Source organism: Streptomyces venezuelae (assembly GCF_008642375.1).
Lineage (GTDB): Bacteria > Actinomycetota > Actinomycetes > Streptomycetales > Streptomycetaceae > Streptomyces > Streptomyces venezuelae_G.
Window position 1 is genome coordinate 1,407,010 of record NZ_CP029194.1, and the last position, 12,762, is coordinate 1,419,771.

The 12,762-nt window shown below is 71.5% G+C and carries 13 protein-coding genes; 9 read left to right on the top strand and 4 right to left on the bottom strand.

From position 1 onward, the window contains the following. Positions 1 to 26: 26 nt before the first annotated feature. Genes DEJ46_RS06165 through DEJ46_RS06175 form a run of 3 tightly spaced genes read left to right on the top strand, consistent with a single transcriptional unit; the run spans position 27 to position 2,195 of the window. A complete protein-coding gene (locus DEJ46_RS06165; protein ID WP_150264545.1) occupies positions 27 to 818 on the top strand; it encodes a MerR family transcriptional regulator in 792 nt (263 codons plus the stop codon). Beyond that, positions 815 to 1,135: a hypothetical protein gene (locus tag DEJ46_RS06170; RefSeq protein ID WP_223834537.1), complete on the top strand. Its 321-nt coding sequence runs from the start codon at positions 815 to 817 to the stop codon at positions 1,133 to 1,135. Before DEJ46_RS06165 ends, DEJ46_RS06170 begins: the two co-directional genes overlap by 4 nt. A 58-nt stretch (positions 1,136 to 1,193) precedes the next feature. After that, positions 1,194 to 2,195 carry an arsenic resistance protein gene (locus tag DEJ46_RS06175; protein WP_150264546.1) on the top strand — a complete coding sequence of 334 codons (1,002 nt, stop codon included), beginning with the start codon at positions 1,194 to 1,196 and terminating at the stop codon, positions 2,193 to 2,195. On the opposite strand, the gene DEJ46_RS06180 is transcribed toward DEJ46_RS06175, so the two are convergent. Further along, positions 2,182 to 2,580 carry a heavy metal-responsive transcriptional regulator gene (locus DEJ46_RS06180; protein ID WP_150264547.1) on the bottom strand — a complete coding sequence of 133 codons (399 nt, stop codon included), beginning with the start codon at positions 2,578 to 2,580 and terminating at the stop codon, positions 2,182 to 2,184. The genes DEJ46_RS06175 and DEJ46_RS06180 overlap by 14 nt on opposite strands. A gap of 85 nt (positions 2,581 to 2,665) precedes the next feature. On the opposite strand from DEJ46_RS06180, the gene merB reads away from it, so the two are divergent. Then, positions 2,666 to 3,646, top strand: a complete 981-nt coding sequence (gene merB, locus DEJ46_RS06185) for an organomercurial lyase (protein WP_150264548.1) — start codon at positions 2,666 to 2,668, stop codon at positions 3,644 to 3,646. Positions 3,647 to 3,875: 229 nt separating this feature from the next. After that, positions 3,876 to 4,268 carry a hypothetical protein gene (locus DEJ46_RS06190; protein WP_223834538.1) on the top strand — a complete coding sequence of 131 codons (393 nt, stop codon included), beginning with the start codon at positions 3,876 to 3,878 and terminating at the stop codon, positions 4,266 to 4,268. Here the strand turns inward: DEJ46_RS06190 and DEJ46_RS06195 are convergent. Genes DEJ46_RS06195 through DEJ46_RS06205 form a run of 3 tightly spaced genes read right to left on the bottom strand, consistent with a single transcriptional unit; the run spans position 4,261 to position 6,215 of the window. Beyond that, positions 4,261 to 4,761 carry a GNAT family N-acetyltransferase gene (locus tag DEJ46_RS06195; protein ID WP_150264549.1) on the bottom strand — a complete coding sequence of 167 codons (501 nt, stop codon included), beginning with the start codon at positions 4,759 to 4,761 and terminating at the stop codon, positions 4,261 to 4,263. The genes DEJ46_RS06190 and DEJ46_RS06195 overlap by 8 nt on opposite strands. Next, positions 4,758 to 5,120 carry an ArsR/SmtB family transcription factor gene (locus DEJ46_RS06200; protein WP_150264550.1) on the bottom strand — a complete coding sequence of 121 codons (363 nt, stop codon included), beginning with the start codon at positions 5,118 to 5,120 and terminating at the stop codon, positions 4,758 to 4,760. Before DEJ46_RS06200 ends, DEJ46_RS06195 begins: the two co-directional genes overlap by 4 nt. Before the next feature lie 39 nt (positions 5,121 to 5,159). Further along, positions 5,160 to 6,215 (bottom strand): flavin-containing monooxygenase, encoded by a 1,056-nt coding sequence (locus DEJ46_RS06205; RefSeq protein ID WP_150264551.1) that lies wholly within the window; start codon positions 6,213 to 6,215, stop codon positions 5,160 to 5,162. Between the two features lie 105 nt (positions 6,216 to 6,320). Here DEJ46_RS06205 and DEJ46_RS06210 point away from each other — a divergent pair, with 105 nt between their 5' ends. From DEJ46_RS06210 to DEJ46_RS06230, 4 genes are all read left to right on the top strand, one after another. Then, positions 6,321 to 7,694: an NAD(P)-binding domain-containing protein gene (locus tag DEJ46_RS06210; RefSeq protein WP_150264552.1), complete on the top strand. Its 1,374-nt coding sequence runs from the start codon at positions 6,321 to 6,323 to the stop codon at positions 7,692 to 7,694. Next, the gene (locus tag DEJ46_RS06215; protein ID WP_150264553.1) at positions 7,691 to 8,914 is read left to right on the top strand and encodes an MFS transporter; all 1,224 of its coding nucleotides are present in this window, start codon (positions 7,691 to 7,693) and stop codon (positions 8,912 to 8,914) included. Before DEJ46_RS06210 ends, DEJ46_RS06215 begins: the two co-directional genes overlap by 4 nt. Positions 8,915 to 9,521: 607 nt before the next feature. Then, positions 9,522 to 9,740, top strand: coding sequence for a heavy-metal-associated domain-containing protein (locus DEJ46_RS06225; RefSeq protein ID WP_150264554.1), 219 nt, complete (start codon positions 9,522 to 9,524; stop codon positions 9,738 to 9,740). 34 nt (positions 9,741 to 9,774) lie between these two features. Continuing rightward, positions 9,775 to 12,045 carry a heavy metal translocating P-type ATPase gene (locus DEJ46_RS06230; protein WP_150264555.1) on the top strand — a complete coding sequence of 757 codons (2,271 nt, stop codon included), beginning with the start codon at positions 9,775 to 9,777 and terminating at the stop codon, positions 12,043 to 12,045. Positions 12,046 to 12,762: the final 717 nt, after the last annotated feature.

A 12,762-nucleotide genomic window follows, 5' to 3' on the forward strand; every position in this document is an offset into this window, starting at 1 on the left:
TCGACTTGAAGGTTTACGTTCGAGGTATGAGCACTCTGCGGATCTCCCAGCTGGCCGAACGTTCCGGCGTTCGCCCGTCCACGCTGCGGTTCTACGAGTCGGCCGGGCTGTTGCCGGCCGAGCGCACCGCGGCCGGCTACCGCGTCTACGACGAGGGGTCGGTGGAGCGTCTGGCCTTCATCTCCTCCGCCAAGTTGCTGGGGCTCGCACTGGAGGACATCCGCGACCTCCTCGACGTGCGGGACGAAGGGGTGTGCGCGGCGGTGCGGGCCCGGATGGTGCCGATGGTCGCCGACCGTATCGCGGACGCGGACCGGCGGGCCGCGGAACTGGCGGCGTTCTCCGCCCACCTGGCCGGGGTGCACGAGCAGCTGGCCGGTCCGGCTCCCGCGGGCGCCTGCGGCCCGGACTGCGGCTGCACCAGCGAAAGCGACGCACCGGGCCCCGTCCTGATCGAACTGTCACCCACACGTCCACCAGCCCCGGACTCCGTACCCGCTGAGGCCGGGGAGCTATGGCGCGAGACACCGGTCGCCTGCACCCTGAACGGCGATGAGCTGGGCGAGCGCACCGCGCAGTGGCAGAACCTCGTCGCCCGGTCCACCACACGCGAAGAAGTCCCGGACGGGATACGCCTGACCTTCCCCGGTACCCCTGAATTGGCCGCCGAGGTCGCTTCGCTGGCCGCGGCCGAACAGGGATGCTGCGCCTTCTTCGACTTCACCCTGCACCTGGCCCCCTCCTCGCTGGAGCTGACCGTGCGCGCCCCCGAGGCCGCCGGATCCCTGCTGACCGACCTCTTCGGAGCCGCCTCGTGACCACCCCCTCCCCTACTGGGAAGCCGTCCTCCGGCAAGTCCGTGCTGGGCGCCGGCCTGCTCGCTGTGGCTGCCTGCGCAGTGTGCTGTGCGGGACCCCTGCTGGCCGTGCTGGGCAGCCTCGGTGTCGCGTCCGCCATCGGCGCGATCTGGGCACCGGCGCTGGCCGTCCTCGCGGTCGCCGCCGTCGTGGCGGCCGCGTGGGTGCACCAGCGCAGGAAGCGGACGTCCGCCTGCCAGACCGGGCCTGCCACCGTCGATGTGGGCATGCCCACCCGCATCCCGCCCGGCACCGGCTCCGACCGCTTGCCACAATGAACCACGCCCACCAGGGCGCAACCACGCAGGTCAGCACAGCCAGAGGGAACGGGTCGGAATGGTGTCGCAGGAACCGCGCGGTCTGGTCGAGCGGATGGAAGACCACCAGATCGCGATCTACCTCGCCGCCATGGCTCTCGGCGGCCTCCTCGGCTGGGCGGCGCCCGGCGCCGGCCCCGCCCTGGAGCACGCCATCAACCCCGTCCTTGGCGCGCTGCTGTTCGTCACCTTCCTCCAGGTCCCCGCCGCCGACCTGCTCCGTTCGCTGCACGACGGCCGGTTCCTGTCCGCCGCAATGGCCGTGAACTTCGTCGTCGTACCGCTCGTCGTGGCGGCCCTGTTCACCTTCCTGCCCGCCGACCAGGCGGTCCGGATCGGTGTGCTGCTGGTCCTGCTGTGCCCGTGCGTGGACTACGTGATCGTCTTCAGCGGCCTGGCCGGCGGGGACAGCCGCCGCCTGCTGGCCGCCACCCCGCTCCTGCTCGTCGCACAGATGCTGCTCCTGCCCGGCTTCCTCTACCTCTTCATGGGCCCGGAACTCGGCGACATCGTCGAGGCGGGCCCCTTCCTCGAAGCCTTCCTCTTCCTGATCGTCATCCCGCTCGCCCTGGCCTGGGGCCTGCAGGCGTGGGCCGCGCACCGCCCGGCCGGCCGGAAGGTCTCCGAAGCGGCGACCACCACGATGGTGCCGCTGATGGCCGTCACGCTGATCACGGTCGTCGCCTCCCAGGTCCCCAAGCTGGACGGCCGTCTCGGCGACGTGGCAGCCGTCGTCCCCGTCTACGCCGTCTTCCTGATCGTCATGGCCTTCGCCGGGCGCCTGGTGGCCCGGGCCTTCCGGCTCGACGTCCCCGCTTCTCGGGCCGTCGTCTTCACCGGCGCGACACGTAATTCCCTCGTTGTCCTGCCCCTCGCCCTGGCCCTGCCCGACGATCTGGCCGTGGCCGCGGTCGTCGTGGTCACCCAGACCCTCGTCGAGGTCATCGGCATGGTCGCCTACGTACGCCTCGTTCCCCGCCTCGTCCCGGACCGGGACGAGGCGCCGGTCAGGGCCGGGTGAGGATGGTGCAGATCTCGCCCTCGGAACACGAGTCGGGATCGGTCACCGCGGCCCGCCGGGCCAGCTCCTGAAGCTCCGTCCGGGCCTCGCGCAGTTCGGCCATGCGCCGGTCGATCTCCGCCAGATGCTGGTCGATGAGTGCACTGACCCGGGCGCACGGCGCCTGCCCGCTGTCCCGCAGGGTGAGTACGGAGCGGATCTCGGCGAGGGTCAGCCCGGCCGCCTGGGCATCGCGGATGAAACCGAGCCGGGCGAGCATCTGCTGCGGATAGTCGCGGTAACCGCCGGAGGTACGGGGAGGCGCAGGCAACAGCCCGGCCTGCTCGTAGAACCTGATCGTCTTGGTGGTCAGCCCGCCCGCCACCGCCAGCTCGCCGATACGCATACGTCCACGCTAACGCCTTGACCTTCCAGCGCACTGGAAGGTCTACGGTCGGAGCGACAGGCCAGGGACCAGGAGGACTGCGGACATGCGCATCACGATTCTCACGGTGCCGGACTGCCCGAACGCACCGGTCGTACGCGAGCGGATCACGGGCGCGCTCGACGGCAGGAGCGCCGAGGTGGAGCTCGTCGACGTACGCGAGGAGGCCGAGGCCGCCCGCTGGGGCATGACCGGCTCGCCGACGGTACTCCTCGACGGCGTCGACCCGTTCGCCGTACCCGGCGCGCCGACGAGCGTGTCCTGCCGTCTCTACCGCGATGCCGACGGGCGCGCGGACGGGGCACCCAGCGTCCAGGCCCTGCGCCAGGCTCTGTCCGGCACGGCTCCCGCCCCAGCCACTGAGGGACTGGAGTGCTGCGAGGCGGACCTGCTGGATCCGATCGGCCGGGCCGGCCGCGGCCGACGCGCCCCGGCCGAACGCGGACTGCGCGCCGTCCACCAGGCGGTACTACGGCACTTCGCCACCCACGGCACAGCACCGCGGCCGGCCACGGTGGAATCCGAAGCCGCCCTCGCGGGCCGTACTGCCGCCGACGTACTGGCGGAGTTGGACCGCGAGGACTTCCTGGCCCTCGACGAGGAGGGGCGGATCCGGGCGGCCTACCCGTTCTCGGCTGCAGAGACCCCCCACCGGGTCCGGATGGCGAGCGGAGTGGAGGCGTGGTCGATGTGCGCCGTCGACGCCTTGGGCATCAGTGCCATGCTCGACGGCCAGGACGTACGGATCTCCTCCTCCGACCCGGTCAGCGGCGAGCCGGTGACCGTCACATTCACCGACGGCAACCCACGGTGGGAGCCTGCGGATGCGGTCGTGTTCATCGGCCGCCGCGAAGGCAGCGGACCTGCTGCCACGGTGTGCTGTGACGCGCTGAACTTCTTCACCGGCCGCGCCACGGCCGGGCGATGGCAGCGCGAGAACCCCGAGGTCAGCGGTCAGATCGTCAGCCAGGGCCGCGCTGCGCAGATCGGGCAGCAGACCTTCGGCCCGCTTCTCCAGGACGACTGACACACGGCGGCATGCGGTGAGAGACCGCCCCGGAGTGGGCATCATCGAAGCCTGGGCGACGAGAGCGGGCAGGCCATGACGAACGAGGGCCCCATGGACCGGCAGGCCGTGCACGACGACTACGAGTGCGCCCGCCGAACCTTTCACGGGCTCCTCGACACGGCCTCGAAGGACGACCTGGCCCGGCCCACGCGGCACCAAGTGGACCAACGAGCAGCTGCTGTGGCACATGCTCTTCGGCTACTACGTCGTCCGGGCGCTGCTGATCCTGGTCCGCGTCTTCGGCCGGCTCCCGCGCTGGGCGAGCAAGGTGTTCGCGTGGGTGCTGGACGCTGCCACCGTGCCGTTCGACCTGATCAACTACCTAGGTCCGTGCGGGGCGGTGAAGGTGTACGGGCCGCGCCGCATGGCTGCCTCGTTCGACCGGGTCACCGGCTTCCTGGAGCGCCGGCTGGCCGAGGAATCCGAAGCCGGCCTGGCTCGCGGCATGCACTACCCCGTCCGCTGGGACCCCTTCTTCCAGGACTTCATGACCCTCGCGGACATCTACCGCTACCCGACCCAGCACTTCGACTCCCACCACCGCCAACTCACCCTCGGCAGCGGGAACGCGTTCAGCTGACCGCCGGGCTGCGGCGCTCCAACAGGACCACGTCGCGCCAGGTTCCGTGGTGGCGGCCGATCCGCTCGCGGGTCCCGATGACTCGGAAGCCGACCCGTTGGTGGACGGCGAGGCTGGCGGCGTTCTCGGGGAAGACGCCGGACTGGATGGTCCAGATGCCGGCCGCCTCGGTGGACTCGACGAGGGCGGCGAGTAGCGCGGAGGCGACGCCCCGGCCGCGGGCGTCGGGGTGCACGTACACCGAGTGCTCGACCACGCCCGCGTACGCGCACCGGTCCGAGACCTTGGCGGCCGCCACCCAGCCCAGCACGCGGCCGGTCTGATCGAGGGCGGCGAAGCGGTGCTCGGGCAGCTTCGCCGCGTCGAACTGTTCCCAAGCCGGGGCGGTGGTCTCGAACGTGGCGTTGCCCTCGTCGATCCCGGCCTGGTAGATCGCGACGACCTCGTCGGCGTGGTCGGCGGTCAGGGGCACGACGACGGTCGCAACGGTCACGCGGCAGCCGCCTTGGTCAGCAGCGCACCCATCGCCGCGAGGACTGCGGGCTCGACGCGGTAGTAGACCCAGGTCCCGCGCCGCTCGGAGGAGAGCAGCCCGGCCTCTTTCAGCTTCTTCAGGTGGTGGGAGACGGTCGGCTGGGAAACGCCGACGTCCGAGATGTCGCAGACGCACGCCTCGCCGCCCTCGTGCGAGGCGACCGCCGAGAACAGCCGCAGGCGGACCGGGTCGCCAAGCGCCTTGAACATGACCGCGGTCCGCTCCGCCTCCTCGGCCGTCAGCGGCCGCTCCGTGAGCGGCGGGCAGCACGGCTCCACGGCGGGCTGAAGCAGCGGCAGCGCCTTCACATTCGACATACGTCTATGTTGACACATATCGAAGCAAGAACCCAGGGGTCACGGCCGACACAGGGTCCGGGCCAGTCGGCCGGCCGCCCGCCGGGCGTCGCGGCCGACGCCGCGCAGGGACGCGGACGACAAGCTCCGCTGCCACTCCAGCCCCACGTACGCCAGGCAGGGATGGGCGAGAGAGGCGCCGTCCCGGTGCCGGGGTCGACCGGCCGCATCGAGGGCGCCGAGCGGGGCGAGGTAGCCGAGGTCCGGGAGGTAGCCGGTCGCCAGGATGATCGCGTCGACGTCCTCCGCCGCTCCGCCGGCCCACGTGACCGAGGGGCCGTCCACGCGCGTGAACACCGGGCGCCGATCCGGCAGGCCGGCGGCGAGCGCGGCGCGATAGCGGCCGTCGTCGATGACCGCCATCGACGCCGGACGCTGCTGGAAGCGCGCCAACGGCGCCGCGTCCAGGCCGGTGGCGGTGAGCCAGAAGTGCAGGTCCCGCCCGAACAGCCGCTGCGGGAACCATCGCACCGGAGCCCGCGACGCCAGACTCACCCGCGCCACCTCCGCGAGCTCGGCCGCGACCTGCACCGCCGAGTTCCCCGCTCCGACCACCACGACCCGCTGCCCTGCGAACGGGCCCGGGGCCCGGTACTGCGAGACGTGCAGCACCGTGCCGATGAAGGTCTCCAGCCCGGGCAGAGCGGGACGGTTCGGCCGACCGAAGCCACCCGTGGCCGCGACCACCGCACGGGCATCCAGCGTCCGGCCGCCGGCCAGGTCGAGCTCGAAGCCCTCCCCGACCGCCCGCACAGAGGTGACGCGGCGCCCGGTGCGGATGTCGGCGTCCAGACGCTCCGCGTACCGGCCCAGGTAGGCGACCACCTCGTCCCGGTGTGGGTAGCGGTCCGGGTCGCCGCCGAACGTCAGGCCCGGCAGCGAGCTGTACCGGGCAGGCGAGAACAGGGTGAGGCTGTCGTAGTACCGCGGCCACGACCCCGCCGTCCGCTCGGACGCCTCCAGGACCACGGGCCGAAGCCCCTGAGCCAGCAGGCTGTGCGCGGCGGCCAGGCCCGACTGGCCGCCTCCGATGACCGCGACGTCGATGTGCTCCATGAACCATCACTCCGTATCGATGCGTGTCTATGTTGACGCTCATCGATACAGGTGTCATTCTGGAGACGCAAGGGATCGACGAGTGTCGAAGCAAGGGGAACCGTCATGAACGCCACCGCCATCGAGCAGCTGCCCGTCGTGGTCATCGGGGCCGGCCCGGCCGGTCTGGCCGCTGCCGCGCACCTCGTCGACCGGGGCCTGGAGCCGCTGGTCCTGGAGGCGGGAGTCAAGGCGGGTGCGGCGGTGCGCGAGTGGGCGCACGTCCGTCTGTTCTCCACGTGGGGCGAGGTCACCGACCCGGCGGCCGAGAAGCTCCTTGCGCCCACCGGCTGGGTGAAGCCGGACGAGAAGACGTACCCGACCGGCGGTGACTGGGCCGAGCGGTACCTGCAGCCGCTCGCCGACGTTCTCGGTGACAAGATCCGCCTCAGCGCCCTGGTCACCGGTGTCTCCCGCTCGGGCCGTGACCGGATCGTCGATGCCGACCGCGAGAGCCAGCCCTTCACCGTCTACGTCACCCACGCCGACGGCCGCGAGGAGCGGATCCTGGCCCGTGCCGTCATCGATGCCTCCGGCACCTGGTCCATCCCCAGCCCCGCCGGCGGCGACGGTCTCCCGGCCCTCGGCGAGCGCGCGGCCGCCGACCTGATCTCCTACCGCGTCCCTGACCTGAAGGACCCGGCCGCCCGCGCCCGTTACGCCGGGAAGCGCACGGCCGTGATCGGCTCCGGCGCCTCCGCCTTCACCGCCCTGGCCTTGCTCGCCGACCTGGCGAAGTCCGACGACGGCGTCGGCACACACGCCACCTGGATCCTGCGCCGTGGCATCTCCGGCTCCACCTTCGGCGGCGGCACCGCCGACCAGCTCCCTGCCCGCGGCGCCCTGGGCCTCGCCGCCAAGGCCGCAGTCGACGAGGGCCACGCGGACGCCGTGACCGGCTTCCGTACGGACGCGATCGAGCGTGACGGCGACAAGCTCGTCCTGGTGGCGGAGGACGGCCGACGCCTCGACTCGGTCGACGAGGTCATCGTCCTGACCGGCTTCCGCCCCGACCTGTCCTTCCTGGACGAGCTCCGTCTCGGCCTGGACGAGCGCCTCCAGGCGCCGGTGGAGCTCGCGCCTCTGATCGACCCGAACCAGCACTCCTGCGGCAGTGTCTACCCGCACGGCGTGAAGGAGCTGTCGCACCCGGAGGAGGGCCTCTACCTTGTCGGGATGAAGTCCTACGGTCGCGCGCCGACGTTCCTCGCTCTGACCGGCTACGAGCAGGTCCGCTCCGTCGTCGCCGCCATCGCCGGCGACCGCGAGTCCGCCGAGCGCGTCGAACTTGTCCTCCCGGAGACCGGGGTGTGCGGCGGCGCGGGCCTCTTCGACCAGCCCCAGCAGGACGCGGCGGCCGACGGCGGTGGCTGCTGCGCACCCGCCCCCGCCCTGATCCAGCTCGGCACCGCGGCCCCGGCACCCTCCTGCGGCTCGTGACCGAACTCAACACCCGTGCGAGCGGGGCCGCGACCGGAACGGGGGGCCGGTCGCGGCCCCGCGCCGTGCTGCCCGCCCTGTGCGCCACGCAGATCACCAGCTGGGGAATCGTCTACTACGCCTTCCCCGTCCTCAACCCCGAGATCACTGCCGCGACCGGCTGGTCGAGCACCGCCACCATGGCCGCTTTCTCCCTCGCCCTGGTCGTCTCCGGCATCACCGGAATCCGTGTCGGCCGCATCATCGACCACCGCGGGCCCCGCACCGTCATGACCGCCGGATCCGCCGCAGGCGCCATAAGCATGGTGGTCATCGCCCTGGCGCCGAACCTGCCGGTCTTCTTCGCGGGCTGGCTCCTGGCCGGGTTCGCCATGGCCGCGACGTTCTACCAGCCCGCGTTCGCCGCCCTCACCCGCTGGTTCGCCCCCGACCACGTCCGCGCCCTGACCATCGTCACCCTCGCCGGCGGCCTCGCCTCCACCGTCTTCGCACCCCTCACCGCCGCCCTCGCCGACCACTTCACCTGGCGCACCACCTACCTCGTCCTCGCCGCGATCCTCGCCACGGTGACGATCCCGGCCCACGCGCTCGCCCTGCGCGCATCCTGGCCGCCGGCGCCGCCCGCACCCGCCGACGTGACCTCGACACCGCAAGACGTCGTACGCAGCCGCCCGTTCCTGCTGCTCGGGCTGGCATTCATGCTCTCGTCGTTCGCGATGTTCGCGGTCGTCGTCTCCCTCGTCCCGCTCCTGATCGAGCGCGGCTATACCACCAGCCAGGCCGCGTGGGCCCTCGGCCTCGGTGGCGCCGGCCAGACCCTGGGCCGCACCCTCTACGCCACGCTCGCCCGCCGGACCGGCACCACCGCGCGAACCGTCGTCCTCATCCTTCTCGGCGCCCTGACCACCGGCGCCTTCGCGGTCGTCCCCGGCCCGTACGGTCTGCTGATCGTCGTGTCGGTCGTCGCGGGCGTGGTCCGCGGCAATCTCACCCTCCTCCAGGCCACCGCCGTCACCGACCGCTGGGGCACCACCCACTATGGTCGCCTCTCCGGCATCCTCAGCGCACCCGCCATGACCGCATCCGCCCTCGCCCCCTTCGCCGCCGCCCTCCTCGCCCCACGCGTCGGCGGCACACCCCAACTCTTCGCCCTGCTCGCCGTGCTCGGGGCCGCCGCAGCACTCATCGCTCTCGGCACCTCCACCCGCGAGCCGAACTAGAGGGCGCGGCTCGGGGCCGCGGTGACCTGCGGTCGGCGGTCCTGGCCGTCGAGGCACCCTGCTGTGCACCTACTTCTCCGCCGCACTGCTGGCCGGTCTCCTCATCAACGTCACGCTCGGTTGGTCCTGGGCGGACCCGCTCGCCGCCTTGGTGATCGCGGCCGTCGCGGCCAAGGAAGGTGCCGACGCCCGGGAGGGCAAGGGCTGGGCCTGCGGCACTGCCGACGACACCTGCTGCTCGACCGACACAACCAGCGCGTCCAGGTAACCGTGCGAGCGCGGCCGCCCCCGCCCCGTCCACGGGGGCCCCTGGGCCGGGCTCGGGATCCGAGCCGCGATCCCCGGCCTCCCCGCAAGCCTGCCCGTCCAGCGCCAAGCGTGCGGCATGGCGGCCCTCCAGAAGGAAGGACACGCTGCCACACCCAGCTCCGAACAGATCCAGATCCTGAGGACCCGAGCGAAGGCGAGTGACCATCACCACAGCTCAACATACCCCCCATGGGTATTAAATTGCCCTCGTTCACCTTGCATGGGCGTAGCCCTTGGGGGTATACCTGTCACAGATACCCCAGGGGGGTATCACTCGGGAAAGGCACCAGGAGGTCCCATGTCCGCGCACTCCACTATCTACAAGGTCGCCGGCGTCAACAGCGGTCACTGCAAGGCGATCGTCAGCGGCGCGCTCCGGGAGCTCGACGTCGTCGACACGGTGCAGGTCGAGATCTCCACCGGACTGATCACCATCAACAGCACCGCGGAGCTGGACGACAAGCTCATCGAAGACACCGTCGAGGACGCCGGTTACGACTACGTCGGCCGCGCCTGAGTCCCGCCTTCACCATCCACGAGGAGCAGAATTCATGAGCACCCCAACGACGGCCGGGACCGCTCAGGTCGAGCTCGCCATCGGCGGCATGACCTGCGCCTCGTGCGCGGCCCGAATCGAGAAGAAGCTCAACCGCATGGACGGGGTCGAGGCCACCGTCAACTACGCCACCGAGAAGGCGAAGGTGACCTTCGACGCCGACATCGACGTCGCCGACCTGATCGCCACCGTCGAGGCCACCGGCTACACCGCCGCCGAGCCCGCGCCCCCGAGGAGCGAGACGCCCGGCGGCCCCGAGGGGCCCTCCGACGAGGAGAAGGCCGACGAGGAGCTGCGGCCCCTCAAGCAGCGGCTGATCACCGCCGTCGCCCTCGCCGTGCCGGTCATCGCGATGGCGATGATCCCGGCGCTGCAGATCGAGTACTGGCAGTGGCTGAGCCTCACGCTCGCCGCGCCGGTCGTCGTCTACGCCGCCTGGCCCTTCCACAAGGCCGCCTGGACCAACGCCAAGCACGGCGCGGCCACCATGGACACCCTGATCTCGGTCGGCACGATCGCCGCGTTCCTCTGGTCTCTGTGGGCGCTGTTCTTCGGGACCGCCGGTACGCCGGGGATGACGCACCCCTTCGAGTTCACGATCGCCCGCTCCGACGGCGCCGGGAACATCTACCTGGAGGCCGCCGCCGGCGTCACCGCCTTCATCCTGGCCGGCCGGTACTTCGAGGCCCGCTCGAAGCGCAAGGCGGGCGCCGCGCTCAAGGCGCTGATGCAGCTGGGCGCCAAGGAGGTCACCGTCCTGCGGGGCGGCCAGGAGGTCACCGTGCCGACCGCCGACCTCCAGGTCGGGGACCGTTTCCTGGTCCGCCCGGGCGAGAAGATCGCCACCGACGGCACCGTCGTCGAGGGTTCGTCCGCCGTGGACGCCTCCATGCTCACCGGCGAGTCCGTGCCGGTCGAGGTCTCCGTCGGCGACTCCGTCACCGGCGCCACCCTGAACGCCGGCGGCCGGCTCGTCGTCGAGGCGACCCGCGTCGGCTCCGACACGCAGCTCGCCCGGATGGCCAAGCTGGTCGAGGACGCGCAGAACGGCAAGGCCGCCGCCCAGCGCCTCGCCGACAAGATCTCGGCCGTCTTCGTACCCGTAGTCATCGCGCTCGCGCTCGGCACCCTCGGCTTCTGGCTCGGCACCGGCTCCGGACTGACCGCCGCTTTCACCGCGGCCGTCGCCGTCCTGATCATCGCCTGCCCCTGCGCCCTGGGCCTGGCGACCCCGACCGCCCTCATGGTCGGCACCGGCCGCGGCGCGCAGCTCGGCATCCTGATCAAGGGCCCCGAGGTCCTGGAGACCACCCGCAAGGTCGACACGATCGTCCTCGACAAGACCGGCACCGTCACCACCGGCCGCATGACCCTCATCAAGGTCCACACCGCCGAAGGCGTGGACGAGACCGACGTCCTGCGGCTCGCCGGCGCCCTGGAGCACTCCTCCGAGCACCCGATCGCCCAGGCCGTCGCCACCGGCGCCGCCGCCAAGGTCGGCACGCTCCCCACCCCCGAGGACTTCGCCAACATCCCCGGACTCGGCGTCCAGGGCATCGTCGACGGCCACGCCGTCCTCGTCGGCCGCGAGAAGCTCCTCGACGAGTGGGCCATGGCCCTCCCGGCGGACCTCAAGACCGCCAAGGACACCGCGGAGAAGGCCGGCAAGACCGCGATCGCCGTGGCCTGGGACGGCGAGGCCCGCGCGGTCCTCGAAGTCGCCGACGCCATCAAGGAGACCAGCCCCGAGGCCATCCGGCGGCTGCGCGCCCTCGGCCTCACCCCGATCCTGCTCACCGGCGACAACAAGGCGGTCGCCGAGTCCGTCGCCGCCGAGGTCGGCATCGACGAGGTCATCGCGGAGGTCATGCCGCAGGACAAGGTCGACGTCGTCAAGAAGCTGCAGGCGGAGGGCCGTTCGGTCGCCATGGTCGGCGACGGCGTCAACGACGCCGCCGCGCTCGCCCAGGCCGACCTGGGCCTGGCGATGGGCACCGGCACGGACGCCGCCATCGAGGCCGGCGACCTGACGCTCGTGCGGGGGGACCTGCGGGCCGCGGCCGACGCGATCCGGCTCTCCCGCAAGACGCTCGGCACGATCCGCTCGAACCTGTTCTGGGCCTTCGCCTACAACGTGGCCGCCCTGCCGCTCGCCGCGGCCGGACTGCTCAACCCGATGATCGCGGGGGCCGCGATGGCCTTCTCCTCGGTCTTCGTCGTCGGCAACAGCCTGCGCCTGCGCGGCTTCCAGGCCGCCGACAAGTAGTCCAGCAGTCAAAGAGGGGCGGACCCTACGGGGTCCGCCCCTCTTCCTTGCACCACCGGTCGCTCCCCCCTTATGCGCCATGCAGTCTCACTGGCCACACGACTGTCACGATCTTGGGTACGTCATTCCGAGGATCTCGGATCGTGATCAGGTGCCCGTCATGACCTGCTCAGGCCAGCTGCCGTCAGAGTTCCACGGTGGGTTTCACCACAGATGGCGCCATGCGTCGGTTGATAGTGTCCCGCGCGGAGGTCGAACGTGAACGCGAGTAGAGACGTACGCACAGGCGGTGTCCTGGGGCACCTCCTGCTCGCCGGAGTGCTCGTCTTCGCCGCGCTCGTCATGCACACCGTCTGCCATACAGAAGGTGTGCCGGTCCACAGCATGTCCGCCACCCCGCACGGCGCGGGACACCCCCACGACGAACCCACGAGTGACGGCTCCGTGCAGCTGCCTACTCAGTACAGCCACCCGTCGACGGTCACCAGCCCGTCCAACAGCACGGACATGGCCTCACTGTGCGTCGGGGTGATCAGCGCCTCGGCGGCCGCTTCGCTGCTTCGGCCTGCGCTCACCCGTCACCCCGGCTGGTCACATTCGGGCGGCGCAGCGTTCGCTGACTGGCTTCGGCCTGCTCCATCGCCGCGAGTACTCAGCCTGGCCCGGTTGCCGGTCCTACGGGTATAGGCCGCCCGCGCTTCCGCCAGCGGCTCCCCA